Raw genomic sequence first — 26,441 nt, 5'->3', positions numbered from 1 at the left:
GTTTTTCCTTTAAATTATGGTATCGGCTCAGGAACGACTATGCACACGATGACCGGCACGTTGGCAACGGATTTGACTTTATGGACCCCTGGGGTCTTCACTCTGATTGTCTACATCTTCCTTGTTTTGGGACTTATTGGAACCATTCTGTTGCTGGTGGTTTTACTCAATCCCAGACGACCACGTCCGGAAAAAGGCAGACCGTATGAGTGTGGCGTCATTCCCACTGGCCATGCTCGTTTCCGTTTTCCGACGCCGTTTTATCTTGTGGCTGCGTTCTTTCTTCTTTTCGATGTGGAAGCAGTCTACATCGTCAGCTGGGCTGTCTCGTTTGAGAGGCAGAATGTGGATGCATTCGTGCGAATGACAGTGTTTATTGTCGTTCTTTTGGCAGGATTGTTCTGGATATGGCGTAAGGGAGGCCTGGAATGGGGCGTCAAGCCAAAACGATGAACGGTCAGCCAGGTGGAGACACCATGTCAGTATTCTCAGATATCATACAAGAGGACGGGCGAGTGTTGGGGCTTGCCGATATAGCAATCAATTGGTGTCGAAAAAACAGCTTGTGGCCGTTCTTTTTTGGTCTTTCCTGTTGTTTTGTCGAAGAGGCGACGACATTCACCGCTCGTTACGATATTGCCCGCTTTGGATCAGAAGTTTTCCGTGGAACACCGCGAGAAGCCGACGTCCTGATTGTTTCCGGGACAGTCTTCAAAAAAATAGCACCGGTTGTCTTGCGATTGTACGAGCAGATGGCCGAACCGAAATGGGTTATTTCCATGGGCTCGTGCGCCAATACGGGCGGCATGTACGATGTATATAGCGTGGTTCAGGGGGTGAATCAGATTATTCCTGTGGACGTCTATGTTCCGGGATGTCCTCCACGGCCAGAAGCGCTTTTGCAGGGGCTTGTGACATTGCAGGAACGTATTGCTCGCAACGAGCGTCCGATACGTCCCGTGCTTGGATTGTCCGGTGGACATCAAGGCGGAGGAGAGGATGTGCTGGTGGATGGAGCCTCGATGTTTCGAGATACACGAGGACCGGGCATGAACGGCATACCGGCACGAGGAAGTGACGTCACCCCACCGCATTTTTTTGATAGTCGATGTGATGATATGTGGACCCCTTCGGCACCGCGCATTTCATTGACAGCCGCACAAAACAATCTTGTACACGCCCTCCAGCAGCGATTTCCCGGTGATGTTACGATTGATGACAATGCCGTCGATATGCCCACCGTGACGGTTTCTGTGTCACTATGCATCGATGTTTTGCACTGGCTCAAATACGATGCGCCGATTCGATTTGTTCGCCTGGAAGATCTGACGGCCATCGATGAGCGGACGCGCCGTGAACTGGAGGGGCGTCCTGACTTCACCATGATTTATACGCTGACGTCATTGGATGATGCCAGTTGCTTTCGTGTCCGTGTTCCTCTTCACGGTGAGTATCCTGAAGTACCGTCGTTGATGCCGATTTGGCCGTCAGCGAATTGGTACGAGTCGGAAGTTTGGGATATGTTCGGCATTCACTTTTCTGACCACCCCAATCTGACGCGACTCATTATGCCAAAGGAGTGGAACGGACATCCGCTTCGAAAAGACGCAATTCATCGGGCAACCGAGATGTCTGGCTATACTACGGACGACGCCAGAGCCCTGCAACCGGTTGATGCCGCAGAGTTGTTTGTCGACCACTTGGGGAAACAGACAGGTGATGAAGAGTTTTTACTCAATATTGGTCCCCATCATTACAGTACTCACGGACTGATTCGTTTTGTCGTAGAACTCCACGGAGAAGAGATCACCGACATGGTGACCGAGATCGGCTACCACCATCGCGGAGTAGAGAAAATCGCCGAACATCAATCTTGGCATCAGTTTATTCCCTATACTGACCGCCTGGATTATTTGAGCGGAACAGCGAACAATCTCACGTATCTTTTAGCGGTAGAGAAACTGTGTGGCATTGATGTTCCCGATCGAGCACAGTGCATTCGAGTCATGCTGGCCGAATTTTTCCGATTGTCCAACCATCTTCTCTGGTTTGGCACATTTGTGCAGGATTTAGGAATGATGACGCCGATTTTCCATGCATTTCGCGAGCGTGAAATGATTATGGATATCGTGGAGACCATTACGGGAGCGCGTTTACATCCTGCCTGGCTTCGCGTCGGTGGGCTTGCTATGGATTTACCAGAAGGCTGGAAAAATCTCGTTGGTGATTTTGTTCGCATTTTCGGGAAACGTATTGACCATTATGAAAGTTTAGTTTCGGGAAATCCCATTTTCAAAGCGAGAGTGAAGGGTATCGGCTATCTTCCACAGCATGAGGCCATTGATTGGGGGATTACCGGTCCGAACTTGCGAGCAAGTGGCGTTGCCTGGGATTTACGCAAAGTCGCGCCGTATTCCGGATACGAACATTTTGATTTTGAAGTTCCTACGCGTGATGCTGGAGATTGTCTTGCTCGGTATGAAGTCCGTATGGAAGAAATGCGGCAGAGTCTTCGTATTATTGAACAAGCAGCGCGACTCATGCCTGGGGGCAGGGTGAAAGCGGCAGATTATCGATACAGCCTGCCTAATAAAGACGAGACCTTGCATGATATTGAGAGCCTTATTCATCATTTTATCAATGCAACCAGAGGGCCGAAAATTCCACCGGGCGAAGCCTACGTTGCTACGGAAGTCGCACGCGGTGAGCAGGGCTTTTATATCGTTAGTGATGGACTCGACATGCCGTATCGTTTGCACATGCGTTCCCCCGGATATGCCAATGTGCAGGCATTGCCGATGCTGGTGAAAGGACACAGTGTCGCCGACTTCATCGCCATTATTGGTTCTTTGGACTACATTTTAGCCGATATCGACAGGTAATTGCTGGGAGAGCGTCAATCCCGTGTTGTACCTATGGAAGACATATACACGTTAAAAACTATGCATTGGTTTTGTGATGCATTTCCTCTCGTGATTGCAAACGGTTTGTTGAGGATGAAAAAGCATGCTGCCTGAAGATCTGGAACAACGACTGCAAGATATGGTTGCTGCGGCAGAGTTCTCCCGCGAAAAGATCGTTGACGTGATGTATGTACTGCAAAATCATTTTGGCTATCTGACCGATTCGGCAGTACGTCACACGGCGCGTTTAACGGGTGTCACACCGGTTGAAGTCGAAGAACTGGCGACATTTTACGATTTTATCTATCGGCAGTCTGTTGGGCGATATGTCATTCATGTCTGTGACGGTGTCGTATGCTGGATGCACCACGAAAAAAATATTTTTGGTCATCTCTGCGACAGGCTTGGTGTGGGGATAGGTGAAACAACACCAGACGGTCTTTTTACAGTGTTACCGACGGCTTGCCTTGGTGATTGTCATAATGCACCGGCATTACTTATTAATGGAAAATTTTACGGCCCCCTGACCCCGGAAAAAGTCGATGCAATTTTGCAAGAACTGCGTGAAAAGGCCGAAGACGACCCCATGGCCATGTGCAGGTAGCCTATGCCTGAGCTCGTATTATTAAAGAATCAGAAACCCGGGAGAGCCGCTACACTGGAAGAGTATCGCGCCAGTGGCGGGTACGAAGGGCTCAAACGTGCATTAAACTCACTTGCGCCCAAAGAACTCATCACCATGGTGCTTGATTCAGGCTTGCGTGGTCGAGGTGGCGCCGGGTTTCCCACTGGACGCAAGTGGTCTTTTCTCAAAGACGATGCCCCGCATCCGCGGTACATCCAACTCAATACGGATGAGATGGAACCCGGCACGTTTAAAGATCGTATCCTCGTCAATACCGACCCGCATCTTGTTATCGAAGGTGTCATCTTGACGGGATACGCGATCCAGGCCCAGGAAGGGGTCTTTTTTATCCGGCCTTCCTACGAAGCGGACGCGGTCTTACTCGAAACATCATTGCAAGAAGCGCGAGATGCCGGGTATTTGGGAAAGAATATTTTAGGCAGTGATTTCTCCTTCGACATTATCGTGCACCGCAGTGCCGGCCGGTATATATGCGGTGAAGCCACAGCCCAAGCCAACGCTATTATGGGACGTCGACCCAATCCGGACAAGACAAGCCACATGATAGCAAGTGGTCTGTGGGGGCAACCGACTGTTGTTAATAATGTGGAAACACTTGCGTTTGTGCCTCATATTGTGCGCAATGGCGTCGAGTGGTTCAAGGAACTGGCCGCAACACCAGGGGGAGATGGCACGAAGCTTTACTGTGTCAGCGGCAAGGTCGCAAAACCGGGCTGTATTGAGATGCCCATGGGAACAACCTTGGGAGAGATCATATTTGAGCAAGCTGGGGGCATGCTTCACGGTGCTGAATTTAAAGCTTGTCTTCCTGGTGGCGCATCGACGGGGTTCCTGCGCGGCAACCATCTTTCGCTTCCTCTTGATTTTGAATCCATGAAAGGCGCAGGGCAACGTTTGGGGACGGGATCCATTATCGTGTTTGATAAGAAAACCTGCCTCGTTCAGGCCACAATCAATATTCTTTCATATTTCGCTCGCGAATCGTGCGGTTGGTGTACCCCGTGCCGTGAGGGCCTGCCGCTTATGTTGCAAGTGCTCAAAAAAATCGAATCGGGTCAGGCAACACCTGACGATATGCAAACACTCCGTATCATGGCGGCCCAGATGCGACATGCGTATTGTGGCCTGGCTGAAGGGGCGGCAGCCCCAGTGTTGGGACTTCTCGACGAATTTTCCGATGAAGTCCGTGATCATCTGAATGGCAAAGGGTGTCCTTTTACGCGCGACGGAAGCTTCCCGAAACCCGGCGCCTGGAATGACAGGTCGGTTAAAACCGAACGGAGAGGCCCATGAATCGTGTTGCGTGGGCAGTGGCCCGAGGTGTGTCATGCCCAAATTGATTATAGATGGTCGTGAAATCGAGGTGGAAAAAGGCACCTTAGTCATTGATGCGGCTGAACAGCTCGGCATCATGATTCCCCGTTTTTGTTACCACGAAGCCTTGGGCAACGTGGGTGCCTGCCGATTGTGCGCGGTTATGTTTGTGGATGGGCCGGTGAAAGGGTTGCGGATGAGCTGCATGGTCGAAGCCAAAGACGAGATGGTCGTTGCAACGAATCATCCCGAAGCGGTGGCGTTTCGATCGGCCGTCATCGAGTGGCTCATGGTCAATCATCCTCATGATTGCCCCGTGTGCGACGAGGGCGGGCATTGTCTCTTGCAAGATATGACCGTTGCGGGTGGGCATGGGAGTCGGCGTTATTGGGGGCCTAAACGAACGTATGCCGATCAGCATCTTGGCCCGCTTGTTCAACATGAAATGAATCGATGTATTCATTGTTATCGGTGTGTGCGCTATTACCGTGAATATGCCGGATACGAAGATTATGGTGTCTTTGGGATGGCCCAACGAGTGTACTTCGGACGGTTTTCTCCCGGACGTCTGGAGAGCCCCTTTGCTGGCAATCTTATCGATGTGTGCCCAACCGGGACGTTGACGGATAAACCTTCACGGTATCGGGCGCGACGATGGGATCTGCAACGCGGTGCAGGGATTTGTCTCCACTGTTCCTTGGGCTGCTCTATTACTACCGGCGTACGATATCGGGATGTTGTTCGGATTGAAGCGCGCAAAAATCCGGAAACAAATGACTATTTTATCTGTGACCGTGGTCGGTATGGTTTCGAATATGCTAACCTGCCGAAAAGGCCTCGTCAGGCACAGATTGATGGTCAGCCCGCCAGCATGGACGATGCCATTCTTGCCGCTGCTGCGCGACTTGAGCAATACAAAAAGACAAACGCACTCGCGATATATACATCCGCGCGAGCCAGTCTTGAAAGTCAGGCCATGGCAGTTCACCTGGCACATCATGCCGAGTTCCCTGCGCCATCATTTTTTTCCGGGCAATATGAACGGGAGATCGTTCGAGAGATCGTCGCGGAATTGGATGAAGAAATCGTATGCAGTCAAAAGGATATCCGAGACAGTGATCTGATTATTGTCGTTTTGGCCGACGCCTTGGGCGAAGCACCGATGTTGGCGTTAGCATTGCGGCAAGCTGCGCGCAGAGGAGCCGATGTCATTGTCGTTGATCCACGTCCAGTGGAGTTGCCATGTTCCTGCACACATATTCCTGCGTCACGCGCTCAGTCTATTGGGGTTTTGGGAGCGATAACTCGTCATACGTTTGCCGCGCCCGAAAAAGACAGCGGGTTTTATGAGTTCTGGGATCAGTTGCCCGATGCGTTCCCCAAAGAATTGGACGCCACGGTGTGCGATGTCGTTGCGAAAAAACTTTCACAGGCTCGGCGTCCTTGCGTGGTTTCAGGAACACGGCTGGCATCGGCCGGTTTTCCCGGTGTTTTTGCGGGACTTGTTCGATTGTGGCGAGAACGTGGCAAAGATGCTCGACTTTTTACCATACTCCCTGGACCTAACGCTTTTGGCGCGGCATTGCTTGACACGACAGCGGGACGAAGTGCTGAGGAATTGCTTCATGCCATTGAATCCGGCGATGTCACTGGGTTGATATGCGCCGAAGCAGATATCTTTTCCTGTTCTATCAACCGTGAACGAACACGAAAGATTTTGGAGAAGCTCGAAACATGCATTGTCTTGGATCATGTGCCGTCAGACACGAGCGAAATGGCACATGTGTTTATCCCCACACAAAATGTTTTTGAAGCTGGCGGCGGATTCGTCAACCAAGAAGGGCGGTTGCAATACTCAACACCGGTTTATGCCGGTGGGCTTCCGGTGCGACAAGATGGGGCAGGTAGTCATCCTCCACGCACGTTTTCTTCCCATATTCCAGGCGGTGATCCCAGACCATTATGGCAGGTGTTTGCGCAGATTGAAAATGCTTTGGTACCGCAATCTCCCTGCATTACATCAGGGTGGGATGTGATAAAAAATGTATTTCCCATTGTACCGGATACACCGCCACAGTCTTCGGATTGGGGAATGCGTCTTGTCCCGGCGATGAAAGACGGACCGCGCATCGGCGCCGTGGTGTGCCCTCCGTGTATTATCGGACCAGCGACCCTTGATGTGCTTGCCGTGGAAACTGTCTTCGGCACGGAAGAATTGTCGGCGTACGGTCGTCTTGTTCCTGGATTGGCTGCCGGGCCGGAAGCCTTCATGCATGAGAACGAAGCGGCAAAACGCGGTTTTATTCAAGACGATATCATTGTTATGTCTCTTGCTGATGGACTTGTACGCGCGGTGTTGCATGTGCGGAATGATATGGCCGAAAATACGTTGGTACTACGACGTCCCGAAGGCTTGTGTACATTGGTGGCCGGCCGCATACCGGATAGCGGTATTGAGCATCAGGTGTGGAAGGAACGTGAGAACGAGAACGCCGGGCGGGTTGAATACGACCCCATTGAAACCGGGGAGGAGTGTCCATGGAAACAACGATAATGTCCGTGGATTTCCTGCTTGGCGCAGGGTATACGATTGTCTTGATTGCCCTTGTCCTGTTTGTGGTCTTGACGCTGGCCGCATACCTCGTGCTTCTTGAGCGTAAGCTTCTTGGTCGTATGCAACTGCGGTATGGCCCCAATCGTGTCGGTCCCTTTGGCCTGCTGCAACCCTTGGCCGACGGCGTCAAACTGTTGCTCAAAGAAGATTTGGTTCCGGACGGCGCTGAGCGTTTCATTTTTCTTATTGCTCCAGCGATGATGGCCTTGGTGACATTTATTGGCTTCGCCTTCATTCCCTTGGGCGGAGACATCACCATATTCGGCCATACACTTCCCTTCGTCGTGAGTAATCTTGATGTGGGATTGCTGGTCATTTTGGCCCTGTCGTCTATCGGGGTGTACGGCGTGGCCCTTGGGGGATGGGCGTCCAATAACAAATTTTCTTTGCTGGGAGCGGTGCGCGGTGCAGCGCAAATGATCAGCTATGAGTTACCGTTGTCATTATCACTGGTGCCCATCATCATGTTGAGCGGCTCGTTGAGCCTCGTCGATATTGTGAATGCACAGGCCTCGTATCCATTTATCCTTGTACAACCTCTTGCCTTCATTATCTTTTTTATCAGTGCTCTGGCCGAGTCCAAACGGATTCCCTTTGATTTACCCGAAGCCGAGAATGAACTCCAAGCCGGATTTCACACAGAGTACAGCGGGATGCGTTTCGCTCTGTTTTTTTTGGGTGAATATGTCAACATGATCCTTCTTGGCGCCTTGGTTGCGGTCTTTTTTCTCGGTGGATGGCGCGGCCCGTTGCTCCCCGGTCCGGTCTGGTTGTTCATCAAAATTATGATTGTCCCTATTTTGTTGATTTGGACTCGAGGGACACTCCCTCGTTTTCGCTATGATCAACTCATGCATTTCTGTTGGAAAGTGCTTGTGCCGCTTGCACTCGTTAATATTGTGTTCACGGGAATCGTTCTTGTGGCCATGGGATCATAAAAACGGTGCACAGAGGGAGAGAACGTGATGGATATGAAAAAAAGCCTGTATGAAGCAGCAACCGCCGTGCTTGATGGAGGGCGTGGATTGCTTGCCGGGTATGTGAAAACGGCGCAAGCGACATTCACCCGCCCAATAACGGAACAATATCCCGAAGAAAAACGAATATTACCGGCCCGGTCACGTGCCCGCATTATTCTGACACGTTCTCCGGATGGGGATGAACGATGCGTGGCCTGTTATCTTTGCTCGGCAGCCTGTCCGGTAAGCTGCATTTCTATGGAATCGGCAACACGAGATGACGGCCGACGATACGCCGCCTGGTTTCGTATTGATTTCGGACGCTGCATTTATTGCGGCTTTTGTGAAGAAGCGTGTCCGACGTTGGCGATTCAATTGACGCCGAATTTTGAATTTTCAGCAACAGACATGCTCAACTTGGTGGCAGAGAAAGAAGATCTCCTCAAAGGGACAGGGGGCAAACATCCCCACTATGATTTTTATGCGCATGCCGGAGTGGCGGAGAAGTCTCCGAAAGGCACGCATGAAAATGAAAAGCCGGTCGTCGACTACAGGACGAATTTGCCATGAATGCGAACAGGAGACCGTCATGACCTTCTATGCGGGACTGTTTTATGTGCTTGCTGCGGCGACGCTTTTTGCCACAGGCATGGCGGTGACGCGCCGGGTGCTGATGCATGGCGTCATTTGGATGAGCTTGGCGCTTTTTGCCACGGCATTGATTTTTTTTCTGCTTGGTGCACCGCTTTTGGCGGTCTTTGAAGTCATCGTCTATGCCGGAGCAATTATGGTGCTGTTTTTATTTGTCATCATGCTCATGCAGCAGCGGAAAGATTCCTCCGGGAAAACGGCACCTCTTTTTTCCATCAAACGGCTCTTTATTCCATTGGCATTGGTTTTTCTTTCAATCATGGCGTGTGTGTCATTGCTTTCGTTTGAACCGTCCGGCTCACGTCTGTTGACATTGGCTCGTTCGGAACCGCGTGAGCTCGGTGCATGGCTTATGGGGGCGGCGTGGCCGGCTGTGGAGGCTGTCTCGGTGTTGCTTTTGGCGGCATTGGCCGGTGTCTTTTTCATCGGGCGGCGACCACTTGGACCGATCCTGATGTCATCACAACCGTCTGGTGGGACAGTGGAAACAGCACCGACGAGAGCGGACGAGGAGAAGACATCATGATTGTCCCTTTTGAACATGTCATCTTTTTCGCTAGTCTGCTGTTTTTCATGGGGCTTGCGGCCGTGGTCATTCGACGCAATCTTGTCATGGTGCTTCTTGGCGTTGAAGTCATGCTCAATGCGGCCGGTATTGTTTTTGTCGGTGCATCATTGCGCTGGATGTCTCTGGAAGGACAAGGATTCGTGTTATTCATCATGGGGGTGGCAGCGGCGGAAGTCGCCTTGGGGTTGGCCTTGGTTGTCTACGCCCGATCGCTCAAAGACAGCCTGGACCCAAACGATTTCAGCGAACTCAAGGGGTAGGCCGTGTTGGGATATGTTCTTCTCTGTTTGATCTTACCGCTTGCCGGGGCGTCAATTTTGGCCCTTGGAGGTAGGTTGATACCGCGCCGGGCTGGTGAGGTTATGGCCTGTGCCACCGTTGCCGGTTCGCTTGGCTGTGCCGTGTCGGCTTGGTGTATGCTTGTTCACTCTGGTCAGTCCGAAATAGTGGTGCATCTCGTCAACTGGTTTGAGGCTGCCGGACTCCATGTCGCCGCCAATGTTTTGCTCGATCCTCTGTCGGCCATCATGGCAATTATGGTGTGTTTCGTCTCGCTCATCATTCACATTCATTCTGTCTTTTTTATGCGGCATGATGTTGAATGGGCACGATATTTCGGTTTACTCAATCTCTTTGTCTTTTTCATGCTGGTTATTGTGCTGGCCGACAATATTGTGTTTCTCTTCCTTGGCTGGGAAGGAGTAGGCTTTTGTTCGTACGCGTTGATCGGTTTCTGGTTCACCGAGGTGGATCGGGTCATCGCTGGTCGAAAAGCCTTTTTAGTGACGCGTGTTGGTGATGTCGCGTTTGTTGCAGCCATTATCCTTTTGTTCACGCATTTCGGGCGTCTTGGACTCTCGGATATCACAAGCCACGCAGCCATGGTTTCCACCGGCATGGCAACCTTGTTGGGAGTATTGTTTTTATGGGCTGCTGTGGGCAAATCTGCGCAGTTGCCGTTACTCGTCTGGCTCCCCGATGCCATGGCTGGTCCGACTCCGGTTTCTGCGTTGATACATGCCGCCACCATGGTCACGGCCGGCGTCTATCTCCTTATGCGACTTTTTCCTCTGTTGTCCGTCTCCCCGGCGGCACTGGCAGCCATTGCCATTGTCGGAGCGGGAACAGCACTCTTTGCCGCGTGTGCGGCGTTGTTTCAACGCGACATCAAGCGCGTTCTCGCGTGGTCTACCATCAGTCAAGTGGGGTATATGTTTCTCGGCATCGGAGCCGGCGATCCCACTGGCAGCTTCTTCCAACTCCTCTGTCATGCTTTCTTTAAATCATTGCTGTTCATGACAGCCGGGATTGTCATTCAGGCGCTTGGAGAAGAGCATGATATTTTCACGATGGGGAAACGTACTCGTAAGGCCGCTCTTGGTGTCATGTGGGCGTTCTTGTGTGGAGCTGTTGCATTGTCCGGTTTACCGCCGTTTTCCGGATTTTTCAGCAAAGGCCATATATTGATGTACACATTTGGCCACCCGGACACGGATTATTTCGGATTGTGGCCTATACTCTATATTATCGGCTCCATAGGAGCACTTTTTACGGCGATTTATACATTTCGCATGTTCTTCGTCACCTTTACGGGAGAAGCGACCTATACGTCGCATCACAAGAGTGAACCGGTCCCAGGGGGAATGCTGCATGTCCTGTGGCCGTTAGCTTTGTTCGCCTTGGTGGCTGGAGCTTTGAATTTGCCCGAATCGTTTGCCCACCTCACGGGATTGCCTGAACACTGGCTGGAAAAGGCACTGCATTTTACGTCTTCGGTTGAGCATGAACCGCATGACATTGTCGAAGTCATTGACGGTATTCTCGCAGTGACGGGGCTGATTACAGCATGGGCATTCTTCGGGCCACATCGAAAACAGCGCATTCCATTGAATACGGAACAGCCAGGTTTGCCAGCATGGGCGTTTTCCGGGTTTGGCCTTGATTGCCTCTATACGCGGTGGATTGCCGGTTCTTATGTAAGAGCATCCCATGCGCTCTGGAGGGGAGCCGATGTCCATGGTGTGGATGCAGCGGCAAACGGGTTAGGCGCCTTGGCTTCGGCGTGCGCCGGTCAGGTCCGTCGCTTGTCCACGGGACAGGTGACCGGATATGTGTTGTGGCTTTTGGTGGGGCTGACGTTTGTACTTCTCGTGCTGGCCAGTGTGGGCATACGGTAACCGAAATGAGCATGCCATGAATACCTTTCCGCTTTTGACATGTATCGTCTTTTTGCCGCTTGCCTGTGGGCTTGCCGGTTTGGCTGTGCAGCGTCAACCCAATCAGGTTCGTATCCTTTGTCTCGTCAGTCTGTTGGCCGAATTGGCCTTACTGCTCGCCATTCCTGGCATGACGGGATATTCGGAACTTCATTTACGCGAAGATTTCACATGGATAGCGCCACTGCATGTGCGGTATACCCTTGCAATGGACGGTTTTTCCTATGTCATGGCAATACTGACAGTCTTTTTGGGCGGTCTTGGTATTCTGGCATCGTGGCGAGAAATTGAGCATCAAGTTGCGGGATTTCATGCGTTACTTATGGCGTCGTTAACATCGGCTTTAGGCGTATTTTTGGCGCAGGACGTGTTTTTGTTCTACCTCTTTTGGGAACTGCAGCTTGTTCCTATGTTTTTTCTTATCGGTCGATATGGTCACGAGGAGCGTCGCCAAGCGGCAACAAAATTCGTCTTGTTCAGTATCGCCGGTGGATTGCCACTGCTGCTTGCCGTTATTCAACTCATGTTGACGCGTACCGATTTGTCTCTGACAGCACTGACCGCCATGCCTCCAACTCCAGCGGTTCAGCACTGGCTCTTTGCGGCTTTCCTGTTGGCGTTTGCCGTTAAAACTCCCCTTGTTCCCGTGCATACCTGGCTTCCGGATGCACATACCCAGGCGCCGACAGCCGGTAGTCTGCTTCTTGCTGGCGTCCTCCTCAAAACCGGTGCGTACGCTATTCTTCGCTGGGCTTTACCGTTGTTTCCGCAGACGGCCGGAGTGGTTGCGCCTTGGCTTGCTGGTATCGGCGTCCTCGGATTGTTTTATGCGTCGTGGATCGCTTTGGCGCAAACTGATCTCAAACGGCTTGTTGCCTATTCGAGTGTCGCTCATATGGGCATGATCATGCTCGGGCTGGCCGCTGACACGCTTCTATCGCTCTCCGGTGCTGTGCTGCAAATGATTAGTCATGCGCTGACAACCGGGGGGCTGTTTATCATGGTCGGTATGCTTGTGGAACGCACTGGCAGCCGTGAATTTTCCGTGTTTGCCGGAATGTGGAAGCGGATGCCGATCTTCGGCGCATTTTTTCTCTTTTTTGCTATGGCCGCAGCCGGTTTACCGGGACTGTCGCAATTTGTAGGCGAAATTATGATTTTGATGGGATCCTTTGCCGCTTGGCCTGTCCTGACCTCTCTTGCGCTGGGAGGGCTTGTTGTTGGCTTGGTATATATTCTGAAAATGGTTCACGCGACATTGTACGGGCCGGTGAACGAGTCTCCCGATATCGAATTTGTTGATCTGTGTCCGCGGGAAATCGCGGTGTTAGCGCCGCTTGCTCTGGCCGTGCTTTGGTTAGGGCTGCATCCCTCGTCTGTTCTGGATTTTGTGAACGGGCCTTTGCTTACGTTGGCCGCTGCTGTCCCGAAATAACTTGCCAAGGAGCGTGCCATGTCCTCTGCCAGTCTCTATATGCCGCATCTCGTATTGGTTTTGGGAGCCATTATCCTTCTTGGACTTGGCGCATGGAATCAGATCCGCACAGCGTTGTACCCCATTGCGGTCGCATCGGTCATAGCCGCAGGAATCGCCTGTCTGGCGGCATATCCATCGGCACCGCCCACGGACGCGGCTTTGGCGGCGTTTTTTGATACGGGAGCGCTGTCTGCGTTTTATTTACCGGTGTTGTGTCTGCTTGGGGTCGTCGCATTGTTCTTTTTCGGACCGTTTGCCATGGAACGGCAGTTTGATCGCGACGAGCCGTATGCCATGTTGCTGTTTGCATTATGTGGAGCGCTTTTACTGGCCGGGGGAAGTGGGTGGCTTTCCTTATTTCTTGGTTTGGAACTCTTGTCGTTGCCACTTTACGTCCTTATTGCATCACATCCAATGCATTGTTCTTCCGATGCAGGAACTGAAGCCGCACTGAAATATTTTGTGCTTGGAGCGACTGCAAGCGCTTGCCTGTTGTTTGGCATTGCCTTGGTGTATGCAGGCAGTGGGAGTCTTTCTATAACAACAAGTCTTGCTCAACCGGAGGGTGCAAACACGGTGCTGTTGGGTCTGTGTTTTGTGTTGGCCGGTTTTGGGTTCAAACTGGCACTCGCTCCGTTCCATCTTTGGGCGGCCGATGTGTACCAGGGGGCACCGGCTCCCGTATCTGGTTTTTTGGCTTCTGTGGCGAAAGCGTCGGCCGTTGCCGCATTGCTACGAATTGCGATGGCTTTAGGTCCGCAATTTTGGCCAGCATTCACCGTGGGATTGTGGATTATGGCAGCAGCCAGCATGGTGCTAGGGAATTTTGCTGCTCTTCGTCAGACCAGTCTCAAGCGTATGCTGGGCTATTCGTCCGTTGCACACATGGGGTATTTGCTTATGGCTGTCCTCTCCGTGCGAGAGGCCGGTCCCGGCCCGGTCTTGTTTTACTCGGTGACCTTGGCCGTCATGGATCTTGGGGCTTTTGGTGGGTTGTCGTTGCTCAGTTCACGAGAGAGTGAAGCTGACCAATTGGACGATGTGCGAGCTCAAGGAGAAATTCGTCCGTGGAGTGCAGCACTCCTTGGACTGAGTCTGCTTTCCCTTGCCGGCTTACCCCCGACGGCAGGATTTACAGGAAAACTTTTTGTTTTTCGCGCAGCAATGTCGGCGGGGCATCTTTGGTTGGCCGCCATCGGTATCGTGGCTGCTATCGTCTCTATTGCCTACTATTTACGCGCTCTTGCCGCATTGTACTTGAGGAAAGCCTCGATCAACTGGACTCCACCTGTTGTCGGCATATCGGGGAGTCTTGCCATTATCCTGGTGTTTGGCGCGCTCTTGCTGTTGGGGATCATTCCCACGCCGGTGTATGATGCGGTTGCGGCAAGCGGAATCGGGATGCCGTAAGCCATGTCCTATTGCGTTTGTGATAGTCAGGAGACCACAGAAATCAGATTTTAATGAAAGAGAAGGGGAGAGGTGTCTGCGGCGTATTCGCTAAACGTTCCACCTCTCCCGTATTCTATTGCATTCTATTGACCGTTGCGAATCATACGTCCATCTTTCTCTTCTCCATCCCGGCCAAGCGTTCCTGGATATCTTCAAATGCGCTGGCTGCGGCCGTCGCACCTTGACCAACAGCGGTGACAATTTGACGAATTCCGCCGCGAACGTCTCCGGCTGCAAAGAGACGAGGGATGGTTGTTCGCAAACGTTCATCGGTCTTGATGCTGCCATCATCCTCGAGTGCCAAACCGAGATCTTCGGCCAGTTTTGAGTTGGATGCTTCACCAATGGCGACAAAGACTCCATTGGTTTCCAACTCGCGTTCTTCACCGGTGACGGTCTCACGTAATTTGACAGCCCGGACTTTTTTTGAGCCGAGTATCTCTTCAACAACCGCATTGGTGATGGTTTGAATACCTTCTTTCTGTACGGAATCCTGCAAATGCTGTTCGGCTCGAAACGCATCGCGGCGATGAATGATCGTCACATTGACGCCGATATTATGCAGGTAAAGTGCGTCCGTCAGAGCCGTGTTGCCTCCTCCTACCACAACGGCGGATTTGCCTTTGTACAAATACCCGTCACAGGTCGCACAATAATTGACTCCATGGCCGAAGAGCTCGATCTCTCCTGGAACATCAAGCTTTTTCCACGTGGCTCCGGTGGCGAGGATGGCGGCATGACAGAAAAAGTAGTGATGAGTTGTCAGTACTTCCACGTACTTGCCAAATTTTATTTCTAAGACCTCTTCTCCTTGGAGTATTCGGGCATATTGCTTGGCCTGTTCGGCAATAATATCCATGAGTTGCGCACCGGGAATATTGCTGTACCCCGGATAGTTCTCAACAACAGGTGTGATGGTCACTTGCCCACCAATCGCATTGCGTTCAAGGACGACTGTTTTGAGCCCGCTTCGGCCGGCATAAATCGCCGCGGTGAGCCCAGCCGGCCCGGCTCCGACAATGACGAGGTCGGCCACTTCCGCTTCAAGGGCATCATGGTCGTGATGATGATGCTCGGAGGCGGTTAATGTGACAAGCTCTTCAATAAACTGCTCTTCAGGTTCTAGGCCAAGGACGTTGAGTGTGTCATTGATAACGGTATGCGGAATACTGCCCACATTGTATTGTTCTGCTAAATCGGGATTCTCACCTGTTTCAATAATATGAGCGGACACCAGGTCGGGACGTTCAATGGCGGCACGGACAGCATTGACAGCCTGTCCCGGGCAATAAGGACACGATGGAGAGACAAACACTTTGACCACACGCTTGTCTTCGAGTTTGGCCATGTTGGCCCGGGATGCATCTGATAGCACCGAATCGGCTGCAGACACATAGAGAATGGTTTCCAGAAATGAACGCCCTTCTTCTCCCGATGGCGCTCCGATGAAGCGGATATCGTAACGATCCGGGGAAAAAAGAATCGTCGGAGAGCGATCCACGCCATATTTTTGAGCATCTATATGGTCAAGGTCACGATGGACCATGGTGATATGGGAGGATAACCTCGTTATATCACGGGTAAATTTGAGCGTGAAATCGTTAAACGTATCATTTTGACCGTCTTTGGTGAAAACGTAAATCGGTACCGGGCCGGCCAAAGTCTTGAAGGTCTCCTGTAACGTTTTTCGACTTTTTTCCGGCAAGTACCATTCTTCGTCATTTTTAGGGGCGGATTTGTCTTTACCAAGTCCGAACACCATTTTATCTCCTTGTGTTGCTGTATTGTATGCTGCCTGGAAAGAAATGTGTCTATGGTGTTATCATCGTTTCATCGTGCGATTCAAGATGCTTTTCTTTTTTCTGGCAGACTGCTAGATCCCTGATGAAACCCAAAGCTGCCCTTGTGGCAGCTCATGTTGAAGCCGAAGGAGAGAATACATGTCCGAAAAGAAACCCGGAATTGAAACACTGGCCCTCCATGCCGGGCACGTTCCCGACCAGGATACCCATTCCCGTGCGGTCCCTATTTATCAAACAACAAGCTATACGTTTCGCGATACCAAACATGCTGCCGATTTGTTTGGCTTGCGCGATTTCGGCTTCATTTATACGCGCATCATGAACCCTACGACGGATGTTTTGGAAAAACGCCTTGCGGCAATGCACGATGCTGCCGGGTGTGTGGCGACAGCGTCGGGGATGGCGGCTATTTTCTATACCGTTGCCGCCATTACACAGGCCGGACAGAATATTGTGTCCGGAACAAATTTATATGGTGGGACCGTGACGCTGTTCACGCACACCCTCAAACGTTTCGGCATTGAAGTGCGGTTCGTCGATACCGCCGATCCTGAGAATGTTGCCCGCGCGATCGATGAGAATACCCGGCTGGTTTTTATGGAGTCTATTGGGAATCCGCGATGTAATGTCCACGACATGCCGCGCATTGCCGAGATTGCTCATGCAGCCGGGGTGCCATTTGTGGTGGACGCCACGGTATCACCGCCGCCGATTTTCAATGCATTTGATCATGGTGCTGATATTATCGTGTACTCATTGACAAAAATCATTGCCGGACACGGGAATAGCATTGGGGGAGCCGTGTTGGAAAAAGGGATGTTCGATTGGCGCGTGGACGATCGGTATCCTGAGATCACGCAACCGGACCCCTCGTATCATGGCATGTCATTTTACCAAAGTTTTTGCGGGCTTTCTGCCGAAGAGGCTTCGTGTCAGGCGTTTGCACTTAAAGTGCGTACCGGGCTTTTGCGCGACATCGGCGCGGCATTGTCGCCGATGAACAGTTTTCTCATTTTGCAGGGATTGGAAACGTTGCCCCTTCGGGCTCGGGCCCATTGTGAAAATGCGGCAAAAACCGCTGCATTTCTGGCGTCGCATCCGGCCGTAAGCTGGGTGAACTACGCCGGGTTACCCGATCATACGGATTTTGAACGAGCGAAGACGTTTTTTCCTTTGGGACCGGGAGCGGTATTCGGATTCGGCGTGAAAGGTGGCGCTACTGCCGGGGCTAAATTCATTGAATCCGTGAAGTTATGTTCGCATTTGGCCAATATTCTCGATGCCAAAACGTTGGTGATTCATCCGGCAAGTACAACACATTCGCAGTTGACTCCCGAGGAATTGGCAGCCGCTGGTGTACCAGAAGATCTTGTGCGCATCTCTGTGGGAATTGAATACATTGACGATATTCTCGCTGATCTCGATCAAGCACTTCAAGCGGCGCAGGCATAGTCATCGATGGGTATTGATCATGAAAAGACACCATTTGCTCGGGCCAAACGGTCTTTAGGTCAGAATTTTCTTGTCGATGATAATATCGTTCGCAAGATTGTTGGCGCACTGGGATCGATTCACGAAGAAACCATCGTTGAAATCGGTCCCGGGCGAGGTGCATTGACCAAAGCCATAATGGCGGCTTCTCCAGGGCGGTATGTGGCGATCGAAATGGATCGAGAACTTGCTCCGCATATCAAGTCTACCTTTGCAGAGAAGGCCCGCGTCGATGTGATTTGCGCCAATGCTCTCGATATGCAGTGGGAAAAGCTCTCCGGGCTTGCACCGGTGAAGATTGTTGGAAATCTTCCATACAACGTTGCTTCACCGCTGATGTGGGATATTGTATCACGGGCCAGGCAATGGTCTCTGGCTGTGTTTATGGTTCAGTATGAAGTGGCGCGTCGTATTGTGGCTACTCCAGGAAATAAAGAATATGGCGGACTGTCTGTGTGGCTTCAAAGTTACGCAACTCCACGACTCTTGTTTAAAGTGCCACCATCGGTTTTTCGGCCTCGACCAAAGGTTGATTCAGCTGTTGTTGCGTTTGTCCCGCGTTCTTTCACTGAGTTACCTCTTCACGGGGCATACTTGGCTCGACTTATTAAACAGTGCTTCGGAAAGAGAAGAAAACAGATGCAATCCATCTTACGTGATGATTTTGATAGTGAAGTAGAGAGCATTTTCGTTGCCGCTGGAGTACATGGTCGTTCTCGCCCTGAAGAATTGTCGCCTGAAGTGTTCGAAAAATTATCGAATGTATTGGCGCAACGGGCCTAATGCTTGACTTGAGATTGAAAATTTTGTTTGATTCGCGCAATCTTGAATATCCGGGAAAGCCCGGTGGCATGGGATTTCTCGGGTCAGCCTCGTCGTGGGGTGGTGCTGTTCCGGTTTTCCCTTGTCGGTACTCTTGTTTGATTGCATGTACGAAGTCTATCGACGCCGACCTTTGGTATTGGACGGCATGATATGGTTGCACGAGGTGTTTCAGGGATGGCTGGGGTCCGGCCCGTGGCCGGCGGAGCGAACTTTTTGAGAAGGAGTGAGGACCGATGACGAAGGCTGATCTGGTCGGTAAAATTGCAGACAAGGCCGGGCTGAGCAAAGCCAGTGCCGAACGCAGTCTCAATGCATTTATTGAATCTGTGGAAAATACACTTGTGACTGATGGTAAGCTCACATTGACCGGTTTTGGTACGTTTCTCGTTGATGAGCGTCAAGCTCGCACGGGACGCAACCCCCGTACCGGGGAAGAGATTCAGATTCCCGCCTCCAAGGTTGTTAAGTTTCGACCTGGTAAGCTTCTCAAAGATGCAGTGAAGTAACTTTTCTACCCCATTTAACCATCTGGAGTTTCCCCCTATGTCGTTTATGATGATTCACGGTGAAACTGTCCACAGTCCGCTGCCGCAGGACCTTCCGTTGTGGTCGGCTGATCATTTTGTTTTTTTTAGCGTGCTCTATCTCGTTATTCTGATTTTAGGATCGGGAATGGGCTATGTCATCCTGAAAAGCCTCCGGGAAACCTGTGAGAAGGATGACGCAAACGCGCATTAAGCTTTTGTAAGCGTTTTCCGGTTCCCCAAGTGGAGCCGGAGAACGCTTTTTTCTACCTTTGAAAATCGACCAGCCGTATTTAGGCTGGACGAAATTTTTTTTGTTTTTGCATTGACAACCTTGTGTTGCGGCGATATGAATCTGAGTTCGATTTTGCCCGCATAAGGTCGGGAAGAGGGGAGGTGATTTGTTTGCCAGGTGTCTATCTTGATGAGTCGGATAACTTCGATATTGCGCTCCGCCGCTTCAAAAAGCAGGTGGAAAAGGCCGGTATTCTTTCTGAGCTGAAAAAACGCCAGCACTTTGAGAAGCCCAGCGTTATGCGCAAGAAGAAGAAAGCTGCCGCTCGAAAGCGGTTGCTCAAGAAAATGCGTAAATTCAATATGATGTAATGAATCTCCTCAATCAGATCGAAAAAGACTTCATCACGGCGTATAAAGCCAAGGACGAAGTGGTGGTGGCTGTTTTGCGAATGGTCAAAACAGCCGCCAAAAACAAGCATGTAGAGCTTGGTCGTCCTCTCTCCGATGATGAGACTCTGGATTTGCTGGCCAAACAGGCCAAGCAGCGTCAGGAGTCCATTGAACAATTTTCTAAGGCCGGTCGGGCGACCTTGGCCGAACAGGAAGAGCGGGAACTTACCGTTCTCCAGCGCTATTTGCCCGAGCCGCTTTCACCCGAAGCTTTGCAGGCGGCGGTTGAAGATGCTGTGGCCGAGACCGGCGCTTCGTCCATGAAAGATATGGGACGTGTCATTTCGACGGTCATGGCCAAGTATAAAGGGCGTGTCGACGGCAAAGATGTCAGTGCCTTGGTAAAGGCACGTCTTTCTGCCTGATACGCACGCTGCCAGCGCGTTCCGCGTTCAAACTCTGTTGCCTTTTTTTCTTCGAAGCTGCCTATGGAATCCAGAACACGCAGGCTGTTGGAGTTCCCCAAGGTGCTCGACGCGCTGGCCCGCAAAGCGCAGTCTTTGCCGGGCCGCGAGGCGTGCCTTGGGATTTCCTCGTTTCAGAACTCGTTTGCTCTTGAATACGCACGAGCTCTGTTTCGTGAAGCCGAAGTCTTTTTTGGTGAAAACCGATTTCGCCCCGGTGATTTCCCTGATTTGCGCGGTGTCTTCAGCTTTCTCGAAAGTGGAAGAGGACACCTTGATCTTGATGCGCTGTTTGCCATAGCCGATGTGCTTGGTGCTGCCAAGACGGTAGCCGAGTTGCTTGAAGAAGCGACCTCAACAGCGTCTGCGCTTGATCGCTACCCCTTTCTTATTGAGAAAATCAGAAAAGCTGACGACCCCGTAAAAACTCGCTCGGCGCTCAAGCGTTGTTTGGGGAAAGATGGCTTATTGCGTGACGAAGCCTCTCCGGAGTTGTTTACGGCACGTCAGGAAATTCGGGGTATTCACAAGACCTGCACGACGAAAGTCAAAGACTTCACCCAGCGTGAGGGCTTATCTGCCTTCTTACAAGACGATTTCATGACGATTTCGTCGGACCGCTATGTGTTGCCTCTGCGCACCAATTTTAAAGGAAAAGTTGCCGGCATTGTGCATGACTATTCCCAGACCGGGGAAACATGTTATGTCGAGCCGTTCTTTCTTGTTGAACTGAATAACCGCTTACAAGAACTCAAGCAGGAAGAACGCGAAGCAGAATTGGCTGTCATGATCTATCTGACCGGACTTGTTCGGGAGGAAGAAACAGCCATTCAAAGTGCGTTTGATTTGCTTGTTGATCTTGACGTTCTTCAGTCAAAAGTCGCCTTTGCCAGCGATCTCGATGCGGTGCTGCCCGATATTGACGAGAATGCGCCTTTACGTCTGGTCGGGGCCCGGCATCCGGTGCTCTTGCTCGGAGGCAAACGCGAACAGGTTGTTCCCCAAAACATTATGCTTGAGGCAGATCAACGCGGTTTGGTCATCAGCGGAGCAAATGCCGGCGGGAAAACTGTATGTCTGAAGACATTGGGACTTCTTGCATTCATGGCGCAATGTGGTTTGCCTGTTCCTGTCGAAGAGGGCAGCAGCTTGCCGGTCTTCAATAAAATTTTTGTTTTTCTCGGCGACGAGCAAAGTCTTGAAGATCATGTCAGTACATTTACGGCGCAAATTCGCCATCTGAGCACGGCATGGCCCGATATTGATGAAAAGACTTTGATACTGCTTGATGAATTTGGTGCCGGAACTGACCCCACGCAAGGCGCTGCTCTTGCACAGGCCGTTCTCGATGCACTCATGGAAAAGCAGGCATATGTTGCGGCGGCTACCCATTTTCCTGCATTAAAAGCCCATGCCTTGGCGACAGACGGCGTGCGTGCTGCCGGAATGTTGTTTGATCCGAAAACAAAAAAACCGCTGTATAAAATTGTATACGACCAAGTCGGCGCCAGCATCGCCCTTGATGTCGCCAGAGAACATGGTTTGCCTGATGCGATCTTGCAAAAAGCCAATCGCTATTTACTTCTTGATGATGGTGATTCGTCATCCGTGTTTGATCGTCTCAATGCTTTGGCCATGGAGCGCGAAGAGTTGCTTGACGATTTGCGTAGCCAGAAAAAAGAGTTTGAAGAGCGGAAAACGCGTCTTTCGGCTCGGTTTGAACGCCTGACCCACGAATTGACCGATGAAATGCGCGAACATGCACGCGAAATTTTGCGTAAATGGGAAGCGGGCAAAATTGGTCGAAAGAAGGCGCTGGATGAGCTCGGTAACGCCCGGAAGAAATTGGAAGAAACCGGACGGGAGTTTGCTGCCGAGACACCTCAGGAAGCCGCTCCTCAACCGCTTGATATCACGACGCTCTCTCCTGGTGATTCGGTGCGTCTTCGTTCGTTCGGTCGCAATGGGAAAGTTGTTGAGACAGACGCGAGACGCAATCAAGTCAAAGTCGATATGGGCGGTGTCAGCTTGTGGGCTGGTGCGGCAGACGTTGAAACGAGTATTGCATCTCCAGCTAAAGCCAATCGAACGGCCGGTGCAACCGTGGTGCCTCGTTCCAACGAATTTTTGAGTATGACACTCGATCTGCGCGGGAAGCGGGCCGATGTCGCAATTAGCGAACTCGAACGCTATCTTGACGCAGCCATGTTGCGCGGTGCACACCAAGTCGAAGTTGTGCATGGACGTGGGACTGGTGCACTTCGACGTGAAGTTCATGAATTTTTGCGACGTTTTCCTACTGTAGCCGGGTATGAGCTTGCTCCGGAAGATCGCGGTGGGGATGGCATGACCGTGGTGGAACTCAAATAAGGCGACAAGGCACGTATTCATGGCCGACACCATCGCCGAGGTGAAAGAGCGGATCGATATTGCCGATATCGTTCGTCGCTATGTCGAGTTGCGGCCTGTGGGGGGCCGTCTGGTTGGCGTGTGCCCATTTCACCATGAGACCAAAGGCTCGTTCAATGTGCATTCGGACAAAGGGTTCTATCATTGTTTCGGGTGCCAGGCATCGGGTGATGTCATTGATTTCTATAGCCGGATAAACGGACTTGGTTTTCGCGAAGCACTGGAACAGCTTGCAGCCGAAGCGGGTGTTGAATTGGATCGTGCACCCAATCCCGAAGCTGGAGCAAAACGCAAAAAGCGTAAGACCTGCTTGGCGATGCATGAACTTGCGGCTGCTTTTTATCGTGAGGAACTTGTGCGCCCGGGAGGGAGCGGTGCGGTTGAGTATCTCAAGGCTCGCGGTATGGATGGTAAAACCGCCAAAGTCTTCGGGCTCGGCTATGCGCCGGACGCATGGCGTGCCTTGGAGCAGCACCTTGAGCGTCATGGTTTTACTCCGGCTGAAATGGTTGAAGCCGGTCTTCTTGTCGAACGTGATGGGAAGGTCTGGGATCGATTTCGTGGCCGCGTGATGTTTCCTATAGCAGATATTTCGGGTCAGGTGGTTGCATTCGGCGCAAGAATACTTAGAGATGGAGAACCAAAGTATCTCAATAGCGCAGATTCACCGATATATAAGAAGGGCAATCATCTTTACGGTCTTTTTCAGGCACGACCCACATTATCACGCACGCGATCGGCGCTTGTAACAGAAGGGTACATGGACGTTGTGACCCTGCATCAGTTTGGGTTTACCAATGCATGTGGAGTACTCGGAACAGCATTGACGCCAAACCAAACCAAGCGCTTGGCCGGATTGTGTACAACAGTGACGTTGCTGTTTGACGGCGATGCTCCTGGACGAACTGCAGCCAGAAAAAGTGCAGAGATGTTTTTAGCGGCCGGATTAACCTGTCGTGTCGCACTGATGCCCGAAGGTGAAGATGTGGACAGTCTACTTCAATCCCATGGGAAAGTGGCTTTGGATGAACGTCTCGAAGCGGCGCTTGATGGGTTGGAGTATTGTCTTGAGATGGTGAAACGTGACCTCGCTCCCAAAGAAATGGTGGCGTGGGTCCGTAATTTTTTTGCGGGATTGGCCGATACAGGGTTGGCCGCCGCATATATTCCTAAAGTAGCCCTCGGGCTTGGTATGGCTGAGGCTGAACTACGGACCACGGTACTTGGCCGAGCAGCGGTCAAACCGCCGACCGCGGCGACCCAAACCGTCAACACCCGAGCCGCCAAGACAGCATCGGTTCGGCGGGATGAAACGGAAATTGTCGAATTTGCCATACGCCACCCTGAAACTATAGGTGACCTGGCTGAAAAAGGGACGCTTCTCGTCTTGTCTTCGGATTTTATGCGACATCTGTGGGACAAGCTTGTCGTTGCGGCCAAGTGCAACCAGATTGCGGAATTGTTTTCTCGGCTTGATGAAGCTGAACGGGCGTTTTGGGCGCAATGTGAACTCAAGGGGCCGATGTCCGAAAAAGACATGCAGACCCGGTATGCGGAGATTGTCCGATTTATTGCGAAAATGAGTCGTAAGCAGATGATACGCGACGTGCTCGAGGCCATGCGACACGCAAGGGCTTCGGGTGACGCACGTTCGGAAAAAGAGCTTTTTGCCCAGTACATGGACCTTTTAGGGGGGGACAATGAGCAACCTCAAAGAAATCCAGCAGATTAAAACCCTTATTGCCAAGGGCAAACAAAAGGGGTTTTTGACCTTCGACGAAGTCAACAAAGCACTTCCGTCTGAAGTCAATAACCCTGAGCAGATTGAAGAAGTAATTTCCATTTTTGATCAGCTTGATATTTCCATTGTCGATTCCGACAAGGAAGGGCGAAAGATCGAAGTGATGTCCTCCGAGTCAGAAGAATCTACCGATTCGTCAGGGCTCGAATTGACCGAAAGCGAAGATACGCTGGATTACTCCTCGCGCAGTACAGACCCCGTGCGCATGTACCTTCGGGAAATGGGCGCAGTCCCCCTGCTTGACCGTGAAGGCGAAGTCGTCATTGCCAAGAAGATTGAAAACGGGGAAATGGACGTCCTTTACGCTCTGGTTGAAGTTCCTGTCGCGATTGAGGAACTGGTCAACGTGGGTGAAGATTTGAAGCAGGGACGCATCAAACTCAAAGATGTGGTCAAGACCATTGAAGAAGATGACCCATCTGAAGACGAGATGAACCAACGTCAGCGTGTTATTTTCCTTTTGGAAGAACTCAAGGGGATCTTTAAGAAGCGCCGAAAGATTTATTCAAAGCTTGATTATTGTGCCCTGACGGCCAAGCGAGTCTTTGGTGTACAAAAGGAAATCATCGGTTTCAAGGATGAAGTGGTTTCGCGGCTCCGCGACATCAAACTTGAAAAAACACTCATCGACCGTGTTATTGAAACCGTTGAAGACTATGTGCGGCAGATGAATAACTGTCAGCGCGACCTGTCGGCCTACATTTTGTCGGTGGGAAAAACGCAGATTGAAATTCAAGAGATATTTCAGCAGCTTGACGAACGTGAAATCAATCCTGTTGTAGCCGCCGAAGAATTGGGCATGACCGTGGAAGAGTTGTTTTCATTCAAGGAAATGCTCTCTGCGAAAATGGAAATCCTGGCTCGTTTGCAAGACAAATGCTGCCATCAGGTTTCGGACTTGGAAGAAGTCCTGTGGCGCATTAAGCGAGGGAATTCCGCGGCTCAGCGCGCCAAGCAGGAGCTCATTCGCGCCAACTTGCGACTTGTTGTCAGCATCGCCAAAAAATACACAAACCGCGGCTTGCAATTTCTCGATCTCATCCAGGAAGGCAACATCGGCCTGATGAAGGCAGTGGACAAATTTGAATACCAGCGCGGGTATAAGTTCTCGACATATGCTACATGGTGGATTCGCCAGGCTATTACTCGTGCCATTGCCGATCAAGCTCGCACCATTCGTATTCCGGTGCACATGATTGAGACGATTAACAAACTTATTCGTACGTCACGCTATCTTGTACAGGAACTTGGGCGCGACCCGACGCCTGAAGAAATTGCAGAGCGCATGGACTATCCGCTTGAGAAAGTGAAAAAAGTCCTCAAGATTGCGAAAGAGCCCATTTCTTTGGAAACACCAATCGGTGACGAAGAAGATTCGAGCTTGGGTGATTTTATTGAAGATAAAAAGGCGCTGGCCCCGGCTGAAGAAGTGGTCAACACCAAACTTGGCGAGCAAATTGGTCGCGTCTTGTCCGATCTTACGCCTCGTGAAGAGCAAGTCCTGCGCAAACGTTTCGGTATTGGCGAAAAGTCCGACCATACGTTGGAAGAAGTCGGAAAGCTCTTCAACGTCACGCGTGAACGTATTCGTCAGATTGAAGCCAAAGCACTGCGGAAGTTACGTCATCCCGTTCGTAGCCAGCATCTGCGTTCGTACTACGAAAGCTAGAATTTAGCGCTACAACGAGTTTTTTCATG

22 protein-coding genes are annotated in these 26,441 nt (G+C 51.3%); 21 read left to right on the top strand and 1 reads right to left on the bottom strand.

Features of this window, described 5'->3' with window-relative positions; all coding sequences use genetic code 11:
* Positions 1 to 39 precede the first annotated feature (39 nt).
* The 12 genes from G451_RS0105035 (at position 40) to G451_RS0104980 (ending at position 14,758) form a co-directional block, all read left to right on the top strand.
* A complete protein-coding gene (locus G451_RS0105035) occupies positions 40 to 453 on the top strand; it encodes an NADH-quinone oxidoreductase subunit A (protein WP_051261164.1) in 414 nt (137 codons plus the stop codon).
* Between the two features lie 23 nt (positions 454 to 476).
* Positions 477 to 2,882 (top strand): NADH-quinone oxidoreductase subunit B/C/D, encoded by a 2,406-nt coding sequence (locus tag G451_RS0105030; RefSeq protein WP_084448412.1) that lies wholly within the window; start codon positions 477 to 479, stop codon positions 2,880 to 2,882.
* A gap of 124 nt (positions 2,883 to 3,006) precedes the next feature.
* Complete coding sequence (nuoE, locus tag G451_RS0105025) at positions 3,007 to 3,507, top strand: NADH-quinone oxidoreductase subunit NuoE (RefSeq protein WP_027183399.1); 501 nt, start codon at positions 3,007 to 3,009, stop codon at positions 3,505 to 3,507.
* Between the two features lie 3 nt (positions 3,508 to 3,510).
* Positions 3,511 to 4,842, top strand: coding sequence for a complex I 51 kDa subunit family protein (locus G451_RS27690; protein ID WP_084448385.1), 1,332 nt, complete (start codon positions 3,511 to 3,513; stop codon positions 4,840 to 4,842).
* Between the two features lie 34 nt (positions 4,843 to 4,876).
* Positions 4,877 to 7,417 (top strand): NADH-quinone oxidoreductase subunit NuoG, encoded by a 2,541-nt coding sequence (nuoG, locus tag G451_RS27685; RefSeq protein WP_051261163.1) that lies wholly within the window; start codon positions 4,877 to 4,879, stop codon positions 7,415 to 7,417.
* Complete coding sequence (gene nuoH, locus G451_RS0105010; RefSeq protein ID WP_245587773.1) at positions 7,402 to 8,415, top strand: NADH-quinone oxidoreductase subunit NuoH; 1,014 nt, start codon at positions 7,402 to 7,404, stop codon at positions 8,413 to 8,415. Before nuoG ends, nuoH begins: the two co-directional genes overlap by 16 nt.
* A 27-nt stretch (positions 8,416 to 8,442) precedes the next feature.
* Complete coding sequence (gene nuoI, locus G451_RS0105005; protein WP_034640849.1) at positions 8,443 to 9,006, top strand: NADH-quinone oxidoreductase subunit NuoI; 564 nt, start codon at positions 8,443 to 8,445, stop codon at positions 9,004 to 9,006.
* A 19-nt stretch (positions 9,007 to 9,025) separates the two neighbouring features.
* Positions 9,026 to 9,613: an NADH-quinone oxidoreductase subunit J family protein gene (locus G451_RS27680; protein WP_051261162.1), complete on the top strand. Its 588-nt coding sequence runs from the start codon at positions 9,026 to 9,028 to the stop codon at positions 9,611 to 9,613.
* Positions 9,610 to 9,915 carry an NADH-quinone oxidoreductase subunit NuoK gene (gene nuoK, locus G451_RS0104995; protein WP_027183396.1) on the top strand — a complete coding sequence of 102 codons (306 nt, stop codon included), beginning with the start codon at positions 9,610 to 9,612 and terminating at the stop codon, positions 9,913 to 9,915. Before G451_RS27680 ends, nuoK begins: the two co-directional genes overlap by 4 nt.
* 3 nt (positions 9,916 to 9,918) lie before the next feature.
* Positions 9,919 to 11,832, top strand: a complete 1,914-nt coding sequence (gene nuoL, locus G451_RS0104990) for an NADH-quinone oxidoreductase subunit L (RefSeq protein WP_027183395.1) — start codon at positions 9,919 to 9,921, stop codon at positions 11,830 to 11,832.
* Between the two features lie 16 nt (positions 11,833 to 11,848).
* Positions 11,849 to 13,306: a complex I subunit 4 family protein gene (locus tag G451_RS0104985; RefSeq protein WP_027183394.1), complete on the top strand. Its 1,458-nt coding sequence runs from the start codon at positions 11,849 to 11,851 to the stop codon at positions 13,304 to 13,306.
* Positions 13,307 to 13,324: 18 nt separating this feature from the next.
* Positions 13,325 to 14,758 carry an NADH-quinone oxidoreductase subunit N gene (locus G451_RS0104980; RefSeq protein ID WP_027183393.1) on the top strand — a complete coding sequence of 478 codons (1,434 nt, stop codon included), beginning with the start codon at positions 13,325 to 13,327 and terminating at the stop codon, positions 14,756 to 14,758.
* 142 nt (positions 14,759 to 14,900) lie between these two features.
* Here the strand turns inward: G451_RS0104980 and G451_RS27675 are convergent, their stop codons facing one another.
* Positions 14,901 to 16,562, bottom strand: coding sequence for an FAD-dependent oxidoreductase (locus G451_RS27675; protein ID WP_051261161.1), 1,662 nt, complete (start codon positions 16,560 to 16,562; stop codon positions 14,901 to 14,903).
* Positions 16,563 to 16,740: 178 nt separating this feature from the next.
* Here G451_RS27675 and G451_RS0104970 point away from each other — a divergent pair, with 178 nt between their 5' ends.
* The 9 genes from G451_RS0104970 to rpoD all read left to right on the top strand — a co-directional run bounded on the left by G451_RS0104970 (position 16,741) and on the right by rpoD (position 26,412).
* Positions 16,741 to 18,054: an O-acetylhomoserine aminocarboxypropyltransferase/cysteine synthase family protein gene (locus G451_RS0104970; protein WP_027183392.1), complete on the top strand. Its 1,314-nt coding sequence runs from the start codon at positions 16,741 to 16,743 to the stop codon at positions 18,052 to 18,054.
* 6 nt (positions 18,055 to 18,060) lie between these two features.
* Positions 18,061 to 18,876, top strand: a complete 816-nt coding sequence (rsmA, locus tag G451_RS0104965) for a 16S rRNA (adenine(1518)-N(6)/adenine(1519)-N(6))-dimethyltransferase RsmA (RefSeq protein ID WP_027183391.1) — start codon at positions 18,061 to 18,063, stop codon at positions 18,874 to 18,876.
* A gap of 275 nt (positions 18,877 to 19,151) precedes the next feature.
* Complete coding sequence (locus G451_RS0104955; RefSeq protein WP_027183389.1) at positions 19,152 to 19,424, top strand: HU family DNA-binding protein; 273 nt, start codon at positions 19,152 to 19,154, stop codon at positions 19,422 to 19,424.
* A gap of 49 nt (positions 19,425 to 19,473) precedes the next feature.
* On the top strand, positions 19,474 to 19,656 hold the full coding sequence (locus tag G451_RS0104950; RefSeq protein ID WP_027183388.1) for a hypothetical protein: 183 nt from the start codon (positions 19,474 to 19,476) through the stop codon (positions 19,654 to 19,656).
* Positions 19,657 to 19,847: 191 nt separating this feature from the next.
* The gene (gene rpsU / locus G451_RS0104945; RefSeq protein ID WP_027183387.1) at positions 19,848 to 20,048 is read left to right on the top strand and encodes a 30S ribosomal protein S21; all 201 of its coding nucleotides are present in this window, start codon (positions 19,848 to 19,850) and stop codon (positions 20,046 to 20,048) included.
* Positions 20,048 to 20,494, top strand: a complete 447-nt coding sequence (locus G451_RS0104940) for a GatB/YqeY domain-containing protein (protein WP_027183386.1) — start codon at positions 20,048 to 20,050, stop codon at positions 20,492 to 20,494. The genes rpsU and G451_RS0104940 overlap by 1 nt, the downstream gene beginning before the upstream one ends.
* A gap of 63 nt (positions 20,495 to 20,557) precedes the next feature.
* Positions 20,558 to 22,903: an endonuclease MutS2 gene (locus tag G451_RS0104935; RefSeq protein ID WP_027183385.1), complete on the top strand. Its 2,346-nt coding sequence runs from the start codon at positions 20,558 to 20,560 to the stop codon at positions 22,901 to 22,903.
* Positions 22,904 to 22,922: 19 nt separating this feature from the next.
* Positions 22,923 to 24,674, top strand: a complete 1,752-nt coding sequence (gene dnaG, locus G451_RS0104930) for a DNA primase (RefSeq protein ID WP_027183384.1) — start codon at positions 22,923 to 22,925, stop codon at positions 24,672 to 24,674.
* Positions 24,643 to 26,412: an RNA polymerase sigma factor RpoD gene (gene rpoD / locus G451_RS0104925; RefSeq protein ID WP_027183383.1), complete on the top strand. Its 1,770-nt coding sequence runs from the start codon at positions 24,643 to 24,645 to the stop codon at positions 26,410 to 26,412. Before dnaG ends, rpoD begins: the two co-directional genes overlap by 32 nt.
* The last annotated feature ends 29 nt before the right edge of the window (positions 26,413 to 26,441 follow it).

This window comes from Desulfovibrio inopinatus DSM 10711 (genome assembly GCF_000429305.1).
GTDB lineage: Bacteria > Desulfobacterota > Desulfovibrionia > Desulfovibrionales > Desulfovibrionaceae > Alteridesulfovibrio > Alteridesulfovibrio inopinatus.
This window is presented reverse-complemented; position numbering and strand designations above follow the sequence as displayed.

Bases quoted from the DNA above. Each gene is read 5' to 3' on its own strand.
- G451_RS0105035 (WP_051261164.1), top strand. From the start codon at position 40: ATGCACACGATGACCGGCACGTTGGCAACGGATTTGACTTTATGGACC.
- nuoK (WP_027183396.1), top strand. From the start codon at position 9,610: ATGATTGTCCCTTTTGAACATGTCATCTTTTTCGCTAGTCTGCTGTTT.
- G451_RS27690 (WP_084448385.1), top strand. From the start codon at position 3,511: ATGCCTGAGCTCGTATTATTAAAGAATCAGAAACCCGGGAGAGCCGCT.
- G451_RS27680 (WP_051261162.1), top strand. From the start codon at position 9,026: ATGACCTTCTATGCGGGACTGTTTTATGTGCTTGCTGCGGCGACGCTT.
- G451_RS27675 (WP_051261161.1), bottom strand. From the start codon at position 16,562: ATGGTGTTCGGACTTGGTAAAGACAAATCCGCCCCTAAAAATGACGAA.
- G451_RS0104955 (WP_027183389.1), top strand. From the start codon at position 19,152: ATGACGAAGGCTGATCTGGTCGGTAAAATTGCAGACAAGGCCGGGCTG.
- nuoG (WP_051261163.1), top strand. From the start codon at position 4,877: ATGCCCAAATTGATTATAGATGGTCGTGAAATCGAGGTGGAAAAAGGC.
- rsmA (WP_027183391.1), top strand. From the start codon at position 18,061: ATGGGTATTGATCATGAAAAGACACCATTTGCTCGGGCCAAACGGTCT.
- dnaG (WP_027183384.1), top strand. From the start codon at position 22,923: ATGGCCGACACCATCGCCGAGGTGAAAGAGCGGATCGATATTGCCGAT.
- G451_RS0104940 (WP_027183386.1), top strand. From the start codon at position 20,048: ATGAATCTCCTCAATCAGATCGAAAAAGACTTCATCACGGCGTATAAA.
- nuoE (WP_027183399.1), top strand. From the start codon at position 3,007: ATGCTGCCTGAAGATCTGGAACAACGACTGCAAGATATGGTTGCTGCG.
- nuoH (WP_245587773.1), top strand. From the start codon at position 7,402: ATGGAAACAACGATAATGTCCGTGGATTTCCTGCTTGGCGCAGGGTAT.
- G451_RS0104985 (WP_027183394.1), top strand. From the start codon at position 11,849: ATGAATACCTTTCCGCTTTTGACATGTATCGTCTTTTTGCCGCTTGCC.
- G451_RS0104935 (WP_027183385.1), top strand. From the start codon at position 20,558: ATGGAATCCAGAACACGCAGGCTGTTGGAGTTCCCCAAGGTGCTCGAC.
- G451_RS0105030 (WP_084448412.1), top strand. From the start codon at position 477: ATGTCAGTATTCTCAGATATCATACAAGAGGACGGGCGAGTGTTGGGG.
- G451_RS0104970 (WP_027183392.1), top strand. From the start codon at position 16,741: ATGTCCGAAAAGAAACCCGGAATTGAAACACTGGCCCTCCATGCCGGG.
- nuoI (WP_034640849.1), top strand. From the start codon at position 8,443: ATGGATATGAAAAAAAGCCTGTATGAAGCAGCAACCGCCGTGCTTGAT.
- G451_RS0104950 (WP_027183388.1), top strand. From the start codon at position 19,474: ATGATTCACGGTGAAACTGTCCACAGTCCGCTGCCGCAGGACCTTCCG.
- rpoD (WP_027183383.1), top strand. From the start codon at position 24,643: ATGAGCAACCTCAAAGAAATCCAGCAGATTAAAACCCTTATTGCCAAG.
- G451_RS0104980 (WP_027183393.1), top strand. From the start codon at position 13,325: ATGTCCTCTGCCAGTCTCTATATGCCGCATCTCGTATTGGTTTTGGGA.